The 15,523-nt window shown below is 54.8% G+C and carries 22 protein-coding genes; 2 read left to right on the top strand and 20 right to left on the bottom strand.

The genetic code is table 11. From position 1 onward, the window contains the following. Window positions 1-29: 29 nt before the first annotated feature. From ACR0M2_RS11400 to rplB, 10 genes are all read right to left on the bottom strand, one after another. A complete protein-coding gene (locus ACR0M2_RS11400) occupies window positions 30-455 on the bottom strand; it encodes an ester cyclase (RefSeq protein WP_058283509.1) in 426 nt (141 codons plus the stop codon). A 196-nt stretch (window positions 456-651) separates the two neighbouring features. Continuing rightward, window positions 652-858 carry a cold-shock protein gene (locus tag ACR0M2_RS11395; RefSeq protein ID WP_170351679.1) on the bottom strand — a complete coding sequence of 69 codons (207 nt, stop codon included), beginning with the start codon at window positions 856-858 and terminating at the stop codon, window positions 652-654. A 256-nt stretch (window positions 859-1,114) separates the two neighbouring features. After that, the gene (locus ACR0M2_RS11390; RefSeq protein WP_170414722.1) at window positions 1,115-1,735 is read right to left on the bottom strand and encodes a 2OG-Fe(II) oxygenase family protein; all 621 of its coding nucleotides are present in this window, start codon (window positions 1,733-1,735) and stop codon (window positions 1,115-1,117) included. Window positions 1,736-1,784: 49 nt separating this feature from the next. After that, a complete protein-coding gene (locus tag ACR0M2_RS11385) occupies window positions 1,785-2,333 on the bottom strand; it encodes an amino acid synthesis family protein (protein WP_170378411.1) in 549 nt (182 codons plus the stop codon). Window positions 2,334-2,654: 321 nt separating this feature from the next. Then, window positions 2,655-3,125, bottom strand: coding sequence for a YHS domain-containing (seleno)protein (locus tag ACR0M2_RS11380; protein ID WP_480705132.1), 471 nt, complete (start codon window positions 3,123-3,125; stop codon window positions 2,655-2,657). Between the two features lie 203 nt (window positions 3,126-3,328). Continuing rightward, window positions 3,329-3,742, bottom strand: a complete 414-nt coding sequence (gene rplP / locus ACR0M2_RS11375) for a 50S ribosomal protein L16 (protein WP_058283513.1) — start codon at window positions 3,740-3,742, stop codon at window positions 3,329-3,331. A gap of 12 nt (window positions 3,743-3,754) precedes the next feature. Continuing rightward, on the bottom strand, window positions 3,755-4,465 hold the full coding sequence (gene rpsC, locus ACR0M2_RS11370) for a 30S ribosomal protein S3 (protein WP_008758042.1): 711 nt from the start codon (window positions 4,463-4,465) through the stop codon (window positions 3,755-3,757). Beyond that, on the bottom strand, window positions 4,465-4,845 hold the full coding sequence (gene rplV / locus ACR0M2_RS11365) for a 50S ribosomal protein L22 (protein ID WP_039538267.1): 381 nt from the start codon (window positions 4,843-4,845) through the stop codon (window positions 4,465-4,467). Before rplV ends, rpsC begins: the two co-directional genes overlap by 1 nt. A 3-nt stretch (window positions 4,846-4,848) precedes the next feature. Then, window positions 4,849-5,127 (bottom strand): 30S ribosomal protein S19, encoded by a 279-nt coding sequence (gene rpsS, locus ACR0M2_RS11360; protein WP_005980699.1) that lies wholly within the window; start codon window positions 5,125-5,127, stop codon window positions 4,849-4,851. Window positions 5,128-5,130: 3 nt separating this feature from the next. Next, window positions 5,131-5,973 carry a 50S ribosomal protein L2 gene (gene rplB, locus ACR0M2_RS11355; RefSeq protein WP_008757664.1) on the bottom strand — a complete coding sequence of 281 codons (843 nt, stop codon included), beginning with the start codon at window positions 5,971-5,973 and terminating at the stop codon, window positions 5,131-5,133. Between the two features lie 679 nt (window positions 5,974-6,652). Here rplB and ACR0M2_RS11350 point away from each other — a divergent pair. After that, window positions 6,653-7,390 (top strand): hypothetical protein, encoded by a 738-nt coding sequence (locus ACR0M2_RS11350; RefSeq protein WP_226689197.1) that lies wholly within the window; start codon window positions 6,653-6,655, stop codon window positions 7,388-7,390. Between the two features lie 162 nt (window positions 7,391-7,552). Here ACR0M2_RS11350 and ACR0M2_RS11345 read toward each other — a convergent pair whose 3' ends face one another. The 3 genes from ACR0M2_RS11345 to ACR0M2_RS11335 form a co-directional block, all read right to left on the bottom strand. Next, a complete protein-coding gene (locus ACR0M2_RS11345) occupies window positions 7,553-7,729 on the bottom strand; it encodes a hypothetical protein (protein ID WP_176797675.1) in 177 nt (58 codons plus the stop codon). Window positions 7,730-7,807: 78 nt separating this feature from the next. Next, a complete protein-coding gene (locus tag ACR0M2_RS11340) occupies window positions 7,808-8,842 on the bottom strand; it encodes a fatty acid desaturase (protein ID WP_425081862.1) in 1,035 nt (344 codons plus the stop codon). A 259-nt stretch (window positions 8,843-9,101) separates the two neighbouring features. Beyond that, window positions 9,102-9,683, bottom strand: a complete 582-nt coding sequence (locus ACR0M2_RS11335; RefSeq protein WP_425081861.1) for a YceI family protein — start codon at window positions 9,681-9,683, stop codon at window positions 9,102-9,104. 102 nt (window positions 9,684-9,785) lie between these two features. On the opposite strand from ACR0M2_RS11335, the gene ACR0M2_RS11330 reads away from it, so the two are divergent. Next, a complete protein-coding gene (locus ACR0M2_RS11330; protein WP_480705130.1) occupies window positions 9,786-10,223 on the top strand; it encodes a MarR family winged helix-turn-helix transcriptional regulator in 438 nt (145 codons plus the stop codon). A gap of 28 nt (window positions 10,224-10,251) precedes the next feature. On the opposite strand, the gene ACR0M2_RS11325 is transcribed toward ACR0M2_RS11330, so the two are convergent. The 7 genes from ACR0M2_RS11325 to ACR0M2_RS11295 form a co-directional block, all read right to left on the bottom strand. Then, on the bottom strand, window positions 10,252-10,857 hold the full coding sequence (locus ACR0M2_RS11325; RefSeq protein WP_480705128.1) for a hypothetical protein: 606 nt from the start codon (window positions 10,855-10,857) through the stop codon (window positions 10,252-10,254). A gap of 407 nt (window positions 10,858-11,264) precedes the next feature. After that, on the bottom strand, window positions 11,265-11,561 hold the full coding sequence (locus ACR0M2_RS11320; RefSeq protein WP_058272362.1) for a 50S ribosomal protein L23: 297 nt from the start codon (window positions 11,559-11,561) through the stop codon (window positions 11,265-11,267). Beyond that, window positions 11,558-12,175 (bottom strand): 50S ribosomal protein L4, encoded by a 618-nt coding sequence (gene rplD, locus ACR0M2_RS11315; RefSeq protein WP_170362268.1) that lies wholly within the window; start codon window positions 12,173-12,175, stop codon window positions 11,558-11,560. The genes ACR0M2_RS11320 and rplD overlap by 4 nt, the downstream gene beginning before the upstream one ends. Then, window positions 12,172-12,897 carry a 50S ribosomal protein L3 gene (gene rplC, locus ACR0M2_RS11310; protein ID WP_170351686.1) on the bottom strand — a complete coding sequence of 242 codons (726 nt, stop codon included), beginning with the start codon at window positions 12,895-12,897 and terminating at the stop codon, window positions 12,172-12,174. The genes rplD and rplC overlap by 4 nt, the downstream gene beginning before the upstream one ends. 18 nt (window positions 12,898-12,915) lie before the next feature. Next, the gene (rpsJ, locus tag ACR0M2_RS11305) at window positions 12,916-13,230 is read right to left on the bottom strand and encodes a 30S ribosomal protein S10 (RefSeq protein ID WP_008756422.1); all 315 of its coding nucleotides are present in this window, start codon (window positions 13,228-13,230) and stop codon (window positions 12,916-12,918) included. A gap of 229 nt (window positions 13,231-13,459) precedes the next feature. Continuing rightward, entirely contained in the window at window positions 13,460-14,143 is a 684-nt protein-coding gene (locus ACR0M2_RS11300; RefSeq protein ID WP_480705126.1) for a hypothetical protein, read from the bottom strand. A 102-nt stretch (window positions 14,144-14,245) separates the two neighbouring features. Next, the gene (locus ACR0M2_RS11295) at window positions 14,246-15,490 is read right to left on the bottom strand and encodes a cation:proton antiporter domain-containing protein (RefSeq protein ID WP_480705124.1); all 1,245 of its coding nucleotides are present in this window, start codon (window positions 15,488-15,490) and stop codon (window positions 14,246-14,248) included. Window positions 15,491-15,523: the final 33 nt, after the last annotated feature.

Genomic DNA, 15,523 nt, shown 5'->3' with positions numbered 1-15,523 from the left:
TCTGCCTACACTAACAGGCTAGTCGCTGCTTACTTCACCAAGCCTAGATGTCGTACGATAGTGGCGCTGTCATAATAGTCTCGTCCTTCAACAACCATGCCACCTATTACCCGCATTACTGAGCAATAGCGCACTTCGTATCGCTTTCCGGTTGGTTCGAAATCACCGAGGCTTGAATGCAGAACACCAGTGTGGGTTCCGGTATTGTGGAACTCTACGATCGCCCATTCACCGCACTCGCTGACGATCACATTATCCACGATGCATTCTCCATCCGGGAATGCCTTTCGCCAACGCTCGTAATCCTCTTTATAGGCCAGCTTGCCAAGTTGCTTTTCCTCACGAGCAACATCTTCGAACTGACAATCTTCGGCAATCACCTCGGCCCCGCGATCAGGATCCCGCATCCCCCAACTTTCATGGAATTGGCGAACCACCCGTTCAGTTTCTTTCATACTGGATACCTCTGTGATCCATGGAACATACAGGATTGTATATGAGTTGGCTTCAGGTTTTCTCACATTGAGTTTGACGAATTCATCCGGAGAAGTTTCGTAACACTATCCAGAATTTTTTGTATTTTGGTTGGAAACGCAAAACGCGGCCTCGTTTGCACGAGACCGCGTCTTCAACTGTCTAAGTCTGAGTGACTTACGCCAGAGCGATGTTCACAGCTGCCTCACGACCGTCACGGCCGGGCTCGATGTCGAATGTTACTTTCTGGTCGTCGGCCAGGCCAGTCAGACCCGAGCGCTCAACAGCCGAGATGTGCACAAACACGTCTTTGCCACCGGTCTCCGGTGCGATGAAGCCAAAACCTTTAGTTGCGTTGAACCATTTTACGGTGCCATTGGCCATATCCGTATTCTCCTATTAAATTGCTGTCCGCGGGATTGCGACAGCGCGGCGTGGTCGGTCTGGATCGAGAGACTGAACGCCAAAATTCAGGAGACAGTGGTCGAAAAAGAAAAACGTAAGCGTGCCCCACATGGTTCATGGCCGCTCACATTGCAAGGTTTTTCGACAACGCGAGGTGAAATGTGATTGGCAGGAACACCGCCTGTTCGCCGCGCAATTGCTCTGCTGGTCCAATTACCGTACGGGGAACCGGGACTCATTCCCACTTGTAGTTAAAGCTAACACTAATCCGCTCTTCCTCGGCCATGTTCATCGGCACCTCGTGGCGCAGCCAGCTTTCCCACAGCAGAACGTCGCCCACCTGCGGTTTCATATAGATGAACGGCTGCAAGTCCCGCCGTCCATCTTTTAAACGCGTAGGTGCTGCCATCATGCGGCCCGAGCGGGGGTCTTCCAGCTTCAACGCGCTGGCCCCTTCGGGCATCGCCACATAAGTGGTGCCCGAAATCACACTGTGCGGGTGCAGGTGGCTGGAGTGCATCCCGCCCTCGGGGAGGATGTTGATCCACAGGTCCTCGAGCTTCAACTCACCTTCGCCCAGATCAAACTCCAAATCCTTGGCAAAGGCCGCGACGTGTTGATCCAAAGCTGCAACCAGATCGGCGAAAATCGGGAACCGCCACGGCAGATCGGTCAGCGAGGCATAGCTGGTGTAACCAGGATAGCCGTTCTCCTCACACCATTCCTGCCCGGCCTCATCATCCTCGGCAATGACAAGGCAAGAGTTTTCCAGCTCTTCTGGGTCGATCTTGGGACCAAACTCGGACAAAGCTGCGCGATAAAGACGGGTAACGAAGAGTGATTCAATCTGGGCCATAGGCTGGGCATAGCCCAAGCTCTGATCCAAGGCCAGCCCCAGCCAACCCTTAGTTTTTGATTGGCCCCGAGCCGCAGCGCGGGATCGGACGCCCGCCATCCGCGTAGGCCAGACACATGACAATCTCATCCGGTTTCGGCGCGTCGGGAATGCTCAGCGTCATGGTATCGAAATGGTCAAAGGACCACGGATTGTCCTTGTGTCCGAGGGGCAGATCAATCGCACATCCCGGTGCCCCAAGTTTGGCATTCGACGGGATGACGGCTTCACCTCCACCTGCTGATGCGCGCATTGGAGCGCCGAGTTTCGGATGGATCAATGCGCCACCTTGTTCGAGATCGCCATTCGCACCCACAATCGCTGCTTTACCGTAGGAAATCGGCGCTCGGTCGAGTTGAGAAACAGCCTCGGACGCTAGGTCTGCCCCAAGCATTCCTCCAATTTCAAAAAGCTCGGACAAGTCTTCCGAGAATTTACCGGCCAGCGGGTTTTGTATGACAGCCAAAGCTGCAACTCGGCAGACCGGAGCGCATGGTTGCCCAAACTGGTCGGTGGTTATGACCTCTTTGACAAAAACCTTCTTGCGTAGCTGAAACATACAACCCTCCCATTCACTCTGGGCAGATTATGGGGGCTATGGGCAAAGGTCGACTTTTTTCACTCATCAGTGGGATGGATCGCAAAAGACTAACACAATACCCCCTGCCGGCGTCCTGACAGGGGTCAATCTTGTCACGAACGAGTGGTCCCCAGTCGCTTACCAGTCTTAGGGAACCTAAACACAGGTCTTGATCGGCAGCTTTATAGTGATCCGACTTGAGCCCGCATGCCCAGCGATCAACTGAAACTCTACCCAGACGTACATTGACCGGCTTTGCAGTGACCGGAGTATCTTGGAAGATGCGGATCCAGAAACGCCCTATTTCTTCAGCAAATCGGGCCAGAACTCGTTTGCTTTTTCAATATTGGCATCAATATCGCTGGCCCAGATGCGCCGCACCTGCGGGCTGTAATTCAGATACAGTTTTTCGTCCCAGATGCGCCATGCGAACGGGTCGACATCGGCCACCGCATTCTGGCTGGCCGCATAGGCGCAATATCCGCCATATTGAGGAGCATACTTCGCCGGTTCAGACAGAAAAGCCTGACGGTTTTCTTCACTCAGAAACACCCAGGTGGCGCCATTGTGCTGAGCCGTAATCTCAGGATCGCCCTTTTGCGGATCACCGCGTTGCCAATAAGTCATGACGTCATATCCGTTCATCGCAAGCTTGTTGAAATACCCTAAGTTCACCTCGGGCGACGCGGCCCAGGTTTTTGCGGGGGCGACCACGGTACCAACGGCCATCAGAAACAACAGAACGAAATGGCGGAGGATAAAACTTAGCATCAGTATCCTACTCGATGGCAGAGAGGGTTCGTCCGACTTTAGCCACGCCTGTCTGCCGATTGCCAGTCACGAGTCTGTAAACCGGCATGTGGCCATTGATGGTTTAAGTCCCACAACCTGCGTCTGACACCGAGAACGCAAAACCCCCGCCGGTATCCCGACGGGGGTCAATCTTTTACCGAACGGGGTAGCCCCCCAATCGCTTACCAGTCTTCGCGAACCACGACGCGAGTCTTGATCGGCAGCTTCATCGCGGCCAGGCGCAGGGCCTCGCGGGCGATGTCGTCATTGACGCCGTCGATCTCGAACATCACGCGGCCAGGCTTGACTTTGCATGCCCAGCGGTCGACCGAACCTTTACCTTTACCCATACGAACTTCGATCGGCTTTGCAGTGACCGGAGTGTCGGGGAAGATGCGGATCCAGACACGACCCTGACGCTTCATATGACGCGTCATGGCACGACGTGCAGCTTCGATCTGGCGTGCAGTTACACGCTCAGGCTCAAGAGCTTTCAGGCCGTAGGTGCCAAAGTTCAGATCAGAGCCGCCCTTGGCGAGACCCTTGATCCGGCCTTTGTGCATCTTGCGGAATTTAGTACGCTTTGGTTGAAGCATATCTTTCCCTCCTTAGCGACGACCGCCACCAGCACCACGAGGTGCAGGGCCGTCCTGGAGTTCCTGTGCTTTACGGTCACGTGCCTGCGGATCGTGCTCCATGATCTCACCTTTGAAGATCCAGACCTTGATCCCGATGATCCCGTAGGGGGTCATCGCTTCGGCATGTGCGTAATCGATGTCGGCACGCAGGGTGTGCAGAGGCACGCGGCCTTCGCGGTACCACTCGGTCCGTGCGATTTCGGCGCCGCCCAGACGACCCGCGACGTTCACCCGGATACCCAGGGCGCCCATGCGCATGGCGTTCTGAACCGAACGCTTCATCGCGCGGCGGAACGAGACGCGGCGCTCCAGCTGCTGAGCGATGGACTCGGCAACCAGCTGCGCGTCAAGCTCGGGCTTGCGCACTTCGACGATGTTCAGGTGCAGTTCGCTGTCGGTCATACGAGCAAGCTTTTTGCGCAGAACTTCGATGTCTGCACCTTTCTTGCCGATGATGACACCGGGACGTGCAGTGTGGATCGTAACGCGGCACTTCTTGTGTGGGCGTTCGATGATCACACGGGCAACACCGGCCTGCTTGCACTCTTTGTTGATGAACTCACGGATCTTGAGGTCTTCCAGCAGAAGATCACCGTAGTCCTTGGTGTCGGCGTACCAGCGGCTGTCCCAGGTGCGGTTGACCTGCAGGCGCATGCCGATCGGATTTACTTTATGACCCATTAGGCTTGCTCCTCAACTTGACGCACCTTGATGGTGATCTCCGAGAACGGCTTCATGATCTTGCCAAAACGGCCACGGGCACGCGGACGACCGCGCTTCATGACCAGGTTCTTGCCAACCCAAGCTTCGGCGACGATCAGCTCGTCAACGTCCAGATTGTGGTTGTTTTCGGCATTCGCGATTGCGGACTGCAGGCACTTCTTGACGTCCTGCGCGACACGCTTGTTCGAGAAAGTCAGGTCGGTCAGAGCCTTCTCAACTTTCTTGCCGCGGATCATTTGCGCAACCAGGTTCAGTTTCTGCGGGCTGGTGCGAAGCATGCGCGTTTTCGCCATTGCTTCGTTTTCAGCCACGCGGCGGGGGTTCTTTTCCTTGCCCATGACTTACTTCCGCTTCGCTTTTTTGTCTGCGGCGTGACCGTAATAGGTACGAGTCGGCGAGTATTCACCGAACTTCTGACCGATCATGTCTTCCGAGACGTTTACCGGGATATGCTTCTGGCCGTTGTACACACCAAAGGTCAGACCCACGAACTGGGGCAGAATGGTGGAACGACGCGACCAGATTTTGATGACTTCGTTACGGCCCGACTCGCGTGCTGCTTCGGCTTTTTTCAGCACGTAAGCATCGACGAAAGGACCCTTCCAAACAGAGCGAGACATAGATTAACGTCCCTTCTTCTTGGCGTGCCGCGAGCGGATGATCAGCTTCTGGGACGCTTTGTTCTTGTTGCGGGTACGCTTACCCTTGGTGTCCTTACCCCACGGAGTAACCGGCGTACGGCCACCCGAGGTACGACCTTCACCACCACCGTGCGGGTGATCGATCGGGTTCATTGCAACACCACGAACCGACGGACGAACGCCCTTGTGGCGCATACGACCGGCTTTACCGAGGTTCTGGTTGCTGTTGTCGGGGTTGGACACGGCACCGACGGTGGCCATGCATTCCTGACGGACCATGCGCAGCTCGCCCGAGCTCAGACGGATCTGAGCGTAGCCGCCATCGCGGCCAACGAACTGAGCGTAAGTACCGGCCGCACGTGCGATCTGACCGCCTTTGCCAGGCTTCATCTCGATGTTGTGGACGATGGTACCAATGGGCATGCCCGAGAACGGCATTGCGTTGCCCGGCTTGATGTCAGCCTTGGCGGATGCCACGACTTTATCACCAACAGCCAGACGCTGCGGAGCCAGGATATATGCCTGCTCGCCGTCTTCGTATTTTACCAGTGCGATGAATGCGGTCCGGTTCGGGTCATATTCGATCCGTTCGACGGTTGCCGCGACATCAAATTTATTCCGTTTGAAGTCAACGATCCGGTAGAGACGCTTTGCGCCACCGCCGCGGCGGCGTGAAGTGATCCGTCCGGTGTTGTTCCGGCCGCCCGATTTGGTCAAACCCTCTGTGAGAGACTTGACCGGACGTCCTTTCCAAAGCTCCGAACGGTCGATCAGCACCAGCCCGCGCTGGCCCGGCGTCGTCGGCTTGTACGACTTGAGTGCCATGCTTTCTGTCTTCCGTTTAGCAAGTGCAGGGAATTCCCCCGCTATGTGATAGGCCCCCGTAGGTGCCAAAGGTATAGGGCCCCGAAGGTCCCCGGTTTCAAATATCAGAGGCCCCGGAACGAATCCGAGGCCGCAAGATTGGGAGCGTTTAACAGGGTTGGGTGTGGGTGTCTATAGGGTGCGGCAGATTATCTTCGCGCACCTAAAAACGCTCTGAAAGAGTTGCTCACTCATTTCAACTCCACTACGCCAATAAGGTGAAGTCATTCCATACTTGAAAATGGGTAACACATTGATGTTAAAATCACTAATCAGCCAATTTGGGAGAAAGGAGCTCGAAGTATACGAGTGGTTAAGGAGCGACATTTTGATGAAGAGGCTCCCAGATCGACCTCAGTGGGCTCACTTTGCAAATGCTAGACCTGCACTCGAGTTTTCAGGCTGGCAGCTTGCCCAAGCAGTTGTAAAAACTGACTTCCTAATAACAAAAAGTAGATTTCTGCCAAGCCTTGGGTTTCTCCTCCAATGCCACCATGTTCTTTACCCAAATATGGGAGGAAACTTGAGGTTGGTAGATGGTGGATCCAGGCTGCTTAACGATGTTTCCCAAACCAGCATGAGCGCCCGGCTAGGGCAAGGAATCTCAGTTTTATTCGCCCAGAGCATCGGATACGATTTCGTGAGTCATCTAGCTACCGACCCGGACGTTATTGCGCACAAGCGGGCTAATAAAATTGGTACGGTGGCAGATTTTCTTTTCGAAAACTCCTCTCATGAACGCATTATTCTTGAAGCGAAGGCTTCTTTTTCGCTGCAAGAAAACAATCCTTCCAAGGTAAAACAAGTTCTTAAACCCGCCCTTGAAAAACAAGTTGCTCCTTGGCTTAGCGCAGTTTCTCCACCTGCCACTAAGGGATACGCCACGTATTCATGTTTCCGCGAAGCATCAAGCAATACGCAAAGCGCTCTATTTTTCGTAGACCCACCAGGAGATGAATCCGCAATAGGTATGAAATTGCCGCCTAGCTGGGTTCTCCGCAGAAACTATAGTGCTTGGCTAGCCGCAATGGGAATGATTGATACAGCCCAACAACTCATCGGTGCAGACATCACAGAAAGTCGGTCACTTGACCTTGACCTTGTTACAATCAGGGATAGAGCGTTTGTTGTTACCCGGTTTCACCCTGAAATTTCGGAGATGGAAGATATCTACGTCGGAATCGATTTGAGTATTTTTTCTCTCATTCGCGATACGATAAATGGCTCGGAAGACGCACTATTGGGCTTCGAGCGGGTGGAGAGCGAACTTGATGACTTTAGAATGCCACAAAACGGCAGCCTAATGTCAGACGGTACATTCTTTGGATCAGTAGATGAAATTCAAGAGTTTAAGTCTCCGAAGAAACACTACACGTAGTTTCACCATGTTCACAAAAACTCCCGCTTTCGCGGGGGCCTTTATCTCACTCCAAAGACGGGTCCGATCAGAGACCGTTGGACCCGTCGATGGTGTTACCCCCCTTCAGGGTTACATGAGCTTGCTGGAGGTCTTTCTGCTTAGCCAACCGGCCTCGCACGATCACTTCTTGTCGCGCGCGGCCTTCTCTTCTTTGGTCAGTTTGGCGTTCCAGACATTTTTGCTCAAACCCAGCTCAGCGGGCGCAGGTTTGGTTTTGCCAATGCTGACTTTGCCTCCTTTATCCAGAAATTCCTGAATAAGGGCCTCATCTGTCGTTTCTTTGGGGACATGTTTCATGAAGTTGACGCTATCCGCATCACGCGCCCGGAGCAACGGCTGCTTTCCGCAAACCCAACTGGCGGCGGAACCTACCCCTCACCCATAGAGCGCGCGGGCCTCGGCGAAGGACAACAGGCGCCGGCTCTTCTCATCCCACAGGTGCAGGCGCGCGTTGGCGAGGCTCTCTCGGATGGTCATCTGGTTGCTGTTGGCAAGCTCATCATGATCGCGCAGCACTTCGGTCAGGCGATAGAACGGAATGCGGCTGTAGAGGTGGTGCACATGGTGGATGCCGATATTGGCGCTGAACCACTGCAATACCGACGGCAGGATGTAATGAGAGCTTCCGTGCAGGGCAGCCTCGTGCAGTTGCCAATCCTTATCGGGATCCCATTGCGTCTCTTCGAATTGGTGTTGGACGTAGAACAACCAGACACCGGCCGCAGCGGCAATCAGGGTCGAGGGCAGGAAAATCAGCAACATCGGCATCACGCCACCAAAATAGTAGATGCCTCCCAGCACGATCATAATGGCAAGATTTGTAACCATTGCACTGACCCAGAATTTCGGAATACCCGTCAGGCCAAGCGGCAGCCGGTTCTGAAACAGGAACAGATACCCGGGACCAAAGCCAAACAGGGTAATCGGGTGCCGATACACCCGATACCAAAAACGGTTCATCGACGTCATCGCACGGTATTCGGCCACCGTCAGCGTGTGGATGTCACCCATCCCCCGCTTGTCCAGATTGCCCGAAGAGTTGTGGTGCGTGGAATGCGTACGACGCCAAACATCATAGGGCGTCAGGGTCAGCACTCCGATCACCCGCCCGACCCAGTCACTGACCGTTCGGTTCGTGAAGAAAGCCCCGTGCCCGCAATCGTGCTGAATGGCAAACAGGCGCAACAGGAATGCCGCGTTGAGGACTGAGACTGCAAAAGCAAGCCAATAGCTGACGGACAGGAACATCCACGACACTGCCCACAATGCGATGAATGGGATGATGCTGACGCCAAGCTCGAACCAACTGCGCAACTGGTTCGGTTCGCGATATTTGGCAAGCGTCTTCACCCAGTCACGCGCGGCGGTCACATCCGGCTTTGCCGAGGTCGATAGATTGGTTTCCGTCATGTGCCTGCCATATCTTTTTCTTTCAGCACACCGGATAGACGACCACACCGACATAGCAACCTGATTCTGGACCAATCGCGATGTTTGGCGTTCAATTTATGGTGCTGCCGCTCAAAAAAGGCCTCCGAAGTCACGGGGGCCTTGTTCGATTGTCCGATGTCGGGTCAGATCTTGGCAAGTGAAATCGCCGATGGCGTCATCCGTTCCACGTACATATGTGTTTTTTGACGCCAGCCCGTCGGCTCGGTCGACCGTAATATTAGCCGTCCGCCTTCATCTCGGTCGCAATTATGATGCTGATCGGCCCGGTCGAGAAGGGCCCTACACCGAACTCCATGTGGTCAATCTCGCCCTCTGCCGTGAAGGCCACCCAATCGCCCGCGTAATATTCGATGGCGCTGCCCAGCGGGTGCTCGCCCTGATGGGTCAGAGTCGCCTTCAAGGTCACGGGTTTGGTCACGCCGTGGATGGTCAGGTCACCGGTCACATCCGCCGTGGTGTCTCCGGTCCGCGTGATCCCGGTGCTGACAAAGGTGATCTCGGGGTAGGTTTCGACCTCAAAGAAATCCGCCGACTTCAGGTGGTCGTCCAGCGGGCCAAAGCCCGACGACAGGCTGTTTGTGTCAATTGTCACGTTCAGGGTCGATGCCTCGACATCATCCGCGTTCAGGTCCAGCACGCCTTCGGCCTTGGTGAACTCGGCATGCTGGTTGGACACGCCTGCATGGCTCCAGCCAAAGCGCACCTCGGTATGCCCCTGGTCGGTTTTGTAGGTCTGCGCAAAGGCCGGGGTGACGGCGACAGTTACGGCAACGGCTGCGATCATAGATTTGAAAGTCATCGTGATGTTCCTTTCATCTGCAATGGGGCTGGTTTTTAGATGAATTTTCATCTAGTTGAATTTGCAGCCAACAGCAATAAGATTTGGAGCTAACACAAAGTTGTGAAGAACGATCTGCCAACCCCATTGGAAACAGACATCTGGGTGGCCATGAACCGGACAACCCGGCTTATCCAATCAGAAATCAGTGCAGCCTTGAAAGATGCGGGCCTGCCGCCTCTGAAATGGTATGACTTGCTATGGTCGCTTGAGCGGCACGGAGGAAAGCTGCGCCCTTTTGAACTTGCTCAAGACACCATTTTTGAGCAGTCGAACCTGTCTCATCTCAGCAGACGGATGGTTTCTGAGGGGCTAATCGAATTCGTATCTTATGCCGGAGACAGGCGCGGTAAAATGCTGCAGATTACAGGCAAGGGCAAAGAGCTGCGTAAACGTATGTGGAAAATCTACGGACCCCTGCTGCATGAAAAGATGCGCGCACTTGGCGGTGCCGAGGGTTGGCAGGCGTTCCTTGCGTCCGCAGGACGTCAGGCGGATTGAACGAAACATCAAAGACCCAGATCGACGATCACCCCAATGACCGCCTGCGACACAGCGGTTCAGATTCAACCGCAATGCGCTGCTTTAGTTTGATATGGCCCAACACCTCGCGAAAAGCGCGGTGCCTGGGTTTCCCCTCAAGATAATCCGCCAGCTTGAGCAGGTTGATCGGATGCTTCACAATCAGCGCTTCGACCCTCTGCACTGCGTCATCCAACTCGTAATGGTCGATGAACTGACAGGCCACCTGGGTCGGCGTTAGCAGGCAAAAATCCTGCGGCCGTTTGTCGGTATAGCGGATGATATCGAAGGGCGACGCCCCAAGGGCGTGGAACTTGGGGATGTACACGCGCATATCAGCCTGCGGATGTTCTAGTACCGTGCCCGAGATCTGACGAAACCCCAGCGGCCCAAGCTTGCCGAAAACATGTCTCCGCATCGCCGGAGAAACCATGTCGACATCCGCCCTGTCATATTTCAGATCATCGAATACGGACAAAAGCCCGAGATTTTCATCAGCGATCTGAAAGTATGGCTCGGCGCTGAAAGCCCGCATCTGCCCCAGTAACTGATTGCGTTTGGCTTCGGTTTGGGACCCTGAAACCGCGTCATCGGCAGGGTCCACTGACCCCATAAAAAGCCCCAGCAAGCGCTGGGTAACGGACCCCTGCCTGCGCGCAAAACGGTCCGAATTTACAGAGATTGATTTGTTTCCTCCACGTTTGTTCATTTGACCGTACCTATAATTTCCGAAGTATTCGGCCATCAGTCAAAACGCTTGGGCGTACCACCCCATAGTCACCGCCCAATCAACAGAATGATCTTCAACCTTTTGCCCCGTTCACTACTGAAGATAACGCTGTCCGCTCCCCTGTCACGGGTTAGCGGCGAAAGAACGCCGGTAACAAAACGCTAACGGCTTGCCGTGAGACACTCGTTCCTGCCCTGGACATGGCAGCTTCCTGACCCAAACGTAAAAAGGCTCCGCCCACCATTCGGGGGCGAAGCCTGATCATGTTCTCACCGTTTGGTGTAACCGGATCAGAGACCGGTCGACACGTCGATGGTGTTACCCTCTTCCAGGGTTACATATGCTTTTTTGACGTCTTTCCGCTTGCCCAACTGGCCACGGAACCGCTTGACCTTGCCTTTGGTGATGGTGGTGTTCACCGCCTTCACCTTGACACCAAACAGCGATTCAACCGCTTCTTTGATCTGCGGTTTGTTGCTGTCGATCGCCACTTCAAAGACAATCGCGCCGTTCTCGGACGCCATGGTCGACTTTTCGGTGATGATCGGCTTGCGGATCACGTCGTAGTGTTCTGCCTTCGCGCTCATTTCAGACGAGCCTCCAGTGCTTCGACAGCCGCTTTGGTGAGCACCAGGGTGTCACGCTTGAGGATGTCATAAACGTTTGCACCCATCGACGGCAGGATATCCAGACCTTCGATGTTGCGCGACGCCTTCAGGAAACCTTCGTTCACGGTCGCGCCGTCGATGACCAGAGCGCGTTTCCAGCCCAGGTTTGCAACCTGTTTGGCCAGAGCGGCGGTCTTGCCTTCGGCTTCGGCGTTCTCGATCACAACCAGTTCACCTGCCTTGGCTTTGGCCGACAGAGCGTGGCGCAGGCCAAGCTTGCGGAACTTCTTCGGCAGGTCGTGGCCGTGCGAACGAGGGGTCGGGCCCTTGTAGATACCACCCTTGCGGAAGATCGGCGCGTTGCGGTCACCGTGACGAGCGCCACCGGTGCCCTTCTGGCGATAGATCTTCTTGGTCGAGTAGCTGGTTTCCGAGCGGGTCTTCACCTTGTGGGTGCCGGCCTGCGCGTTGTTGCGCTGCCAACGGACCACACGGTGCAGGATGTCCGCGCGCGGCTCCAGGCCGAACAGGTCTGCATCCAGCTCGATGTTGCCGGCTTTGCCGCCGTCCAGATTGATTACATCAAGTTTCATGCTTCACCACCTTCCGCGGGTGCTTCTTCCGCAGGTGCTTCGGTTGCAGCCGATTTCACAGCAGCCGGGAAAGGCAGGCCTTCCGGTGCTTTCTTCTTGACGGCGTCCTTGACGGTGACCCAGCCCGATTTCGGTCCGGGAACGGCGCCTTTGATGAAGACCAGACCACGGTCGGCGTCGGTTTTGACGACTTCCAGGTTCTGGGTGGTAACACGGGCAGCACCCATGTGACCGGCCATCTTCTTGCCTTTGAACACCTTGCCCGGGTCCTGACACTGACCGGTCGAACCGTGCGAACGGTGGCTGATCGAAACACCGTGCGAGGCGCGCAGACCACCGAAGTTGTGGCGCTTCATTGCACCGGCAAAGCCTTTACCGATCGAGGTACCCGAAACGTCAACTTTCTGACCTTCCAGGAAGTGTTCTGCCGAAATCTCGGCGCCCACTTCGATCAGGCCATCTTCGGAGACGCGGAACTCGGCCAGCTTACGCTTGGGCTCGACCTTGGCAGCGGCGTAGTGACCGCGCATGGCCTTCGAGGTGCGTTTTGCCTTGGCAGCACCGGCACCCAGCTGAACGGCGGTGTAGCCGTCTTTGTCAGCGGTACGCTGTGCAACAACCTGCAGGTTGTCCAGGTGAAGAACGGTCACAGGGATCTGCTTGCCGTCTTCCATGAACAGGCGGGTCATGCCAACTTTTTTTGCGATAATACCAGAGCGCATAATCTATACCCTCCGATCTTACGACTGCAGCTTGATCTCGACGTCCACACCAGCAGCGAGGTCGAGCTTCATCAGCGCGTCAACGGTCTGGGGGGTCGGATCAACGATGTCGAGCAGACGCTTGTGCGTGCGGATCTCGAACTGGTCGCGGGATTTCTTGTCAACGTGAGGGCCACGGAGAACCGTGAACTTCTCGATCTTGTTCGGCAGCGGGATCGGGCCGCGCACGTTCGCGCCGGTCCGCTTGGCAGTGTTGACGATCTCTTGCGTGCTGGCATCCAGAACGCGATAGTCAAATGCCTTCAGCCGAATACGGATATTTTGGCTTTGCATAATAACAGCCTTTTATCAGGCGTTGAGGTTGAGAGGAGGACAAGCGCGCATCGCCAACCCTCATCGAACCCAAAAGGCGGGAATCACCCCGCCTTGATGTTCTTATTGAGAACTCGCGCGATCTACAGGGGTTGGTGGGGTTTGGCAAGGGGGAAGTTGGCTAGAGGGCTGTATGTTTCGCACTCTTGAGTTCAACACCGCAATCCAGCGCCTGAAACCCGGTTTAAGCTTAAGACGTTAACCCGTCTGCACAGCGAATTTCAGCCTCCTCGGTCAAGTATTCACGCACTGATTGTTGTGCGTTTTTTTCATTCTTATCTGTAACATCCAAACATAGCGCGATACTGACCGTAAGCTCGGCGACTTCTTTGAAGAACGCGTCCAATTGGTCCGTCGACGGGGGATTGTAGATACGGGTCAGCACAATGACCCGAGGATCAAGTGGATAGCGTACTGACAGCCCGCAATACTCATAAGTTTCCGAACCTCGCTCCGCAGTGCATCGCAATGAATACAGTATTGGCGAAGAATTTGGCGTGAGATGCAAAAGCCCGAATCCGCTGCCCTCGCCCGTATTCACTGTATATCCCGGTAGCCTCAAGTGCTCTGGCACGGGCTCTGGATTAGTATACCATCCACCGGGACCAGTCGGCGACATAAGAAAATCCGAATCCTGATTTAGTTGCTTAATATGGATCACAGTTCTGTCCAGAATAGGCATTTCCTTCAGCAACTCGTCCAGCCAATCAAGCCTATTGATTGGAAGAAACTTTGCGTCTGAGTCTCGCCCCCAAAAGTCCTCACCTGCGTAGAAGGTGCGGGTGTTCAAATGCACAAGAATGTCTTCTTCCGCTTGCAATGCGGTTACGCTTGTCAGCACAAATCCGAGGAATGTTAGTATTTTCAATAACATGATCTAGGCTCGCCCCTTAGTTTGTGCGACCACACCATCCACACTCACTAGCAGTACTTCAACAGCTTCAATATTCCGTCGCTTCGTCGCTGCAACTAAACTCTAGCTCTCCGCTGGTTCTTTTAGCGCATATCGTGGCACAATGACCTTGTCGTAAAACAAAAAAAACAACGGCGTCAGCACCATCGACAAGGCAACGACAATGATCAAGGTGTTCGCCAGATCGGCACTCAGCACATGGGTTGCGACCGAGAAGGACAGCAACACAAACCCGAACTCTCCGGCCTGTGCCATCCCCAGCGCAAACAGCCAATTATTTGCACCGGACACGCCGAACAATCGGCCCAGAGCAAAGAGGATCACCGCCTTTATAGCCATCACCCCAAAGGTCAGCGAGACGACCAGGCCTACATTATCGACCATCAACCTGAAGTTCACCGAGGCTCCTACGCTGACAAAAAACAACCCCAGAAACAGCCCCTTGAACGGAGTGATCTCTTTTTCCAGCGCATTGCGATATTCGCTGTTGGCCAACACCACCCCGGCAATGAACGCCCCCAGAGCCGGTGTCAGACCAACGGCCATCATCAACACGGCTACACCGACCACAAGGGTCAGAGCCATGGCCGTGAACAGTTCAGGCAGATTAGCAGACTCAACATATCGGAACACTGGCCCAGTCAGATAAGCACCGCCAACAATCACCAGAATGATCGAGCCAAGCGTGACAAGGGCCCTGAGCCATCCCGGCATGCCTTGCACAAGATTCAGTGAAAGTCCGGTGTTTGTCGTGGGCCCGTGACTGACGGCCCCGCCCCCCATCGCGGCAAGCTCCGGCACCACCAGCAACGGCAGAAGCGCCAGAATTGGGATCACCACAATGTCCTGCATCAACAGAACCGAAAAGCTGGATTGCCCTCCGGTTCCCATCAGCAGACCTTTTTCATGCAGTGTTTGCAACACGATAGCCGTGGACGACAGTGAAAAAATCAACCCGATGGCCAAGGCCGACTGCCACGGCTGCCCAAGCACCATCGCCAACCCCATTACGGCAAGAGAGGTACAAACCAGTTGCAAACCGCCCAACCCCAAAAGCCTTTTACGCAAATCCCAAAGTTTCTTTGGCGCCAGTTCCAGACCAATCAGAAACAGCATCATGACAACGCCAAATTCGGCAAACCGCTCAAGACTGCCGACATCAACACTCAGCACCGACAAGACAGGGCCAAGCAGCATTCCGGCAATCAGGAAACCCAGAACCGACCCAAGACCAAGCCATACGGCGACCGGGACAATAGCAATGCCCGTCCCGAGAAGAATGAAAGATAGAAAAAGATAGTTTTCCATATAGGTTCAAATATTGCTTGTGCAGCTATCTTA

The sequence above is a fragment of the Ruegeria sp. BE10 genome, from assembly GCF_056538905.1.
The sequence above is the reverse complement of the archived record's forward strand: the minus strand, read 5'-3'. Positions and strand labels throughout refer to the sequence as shown.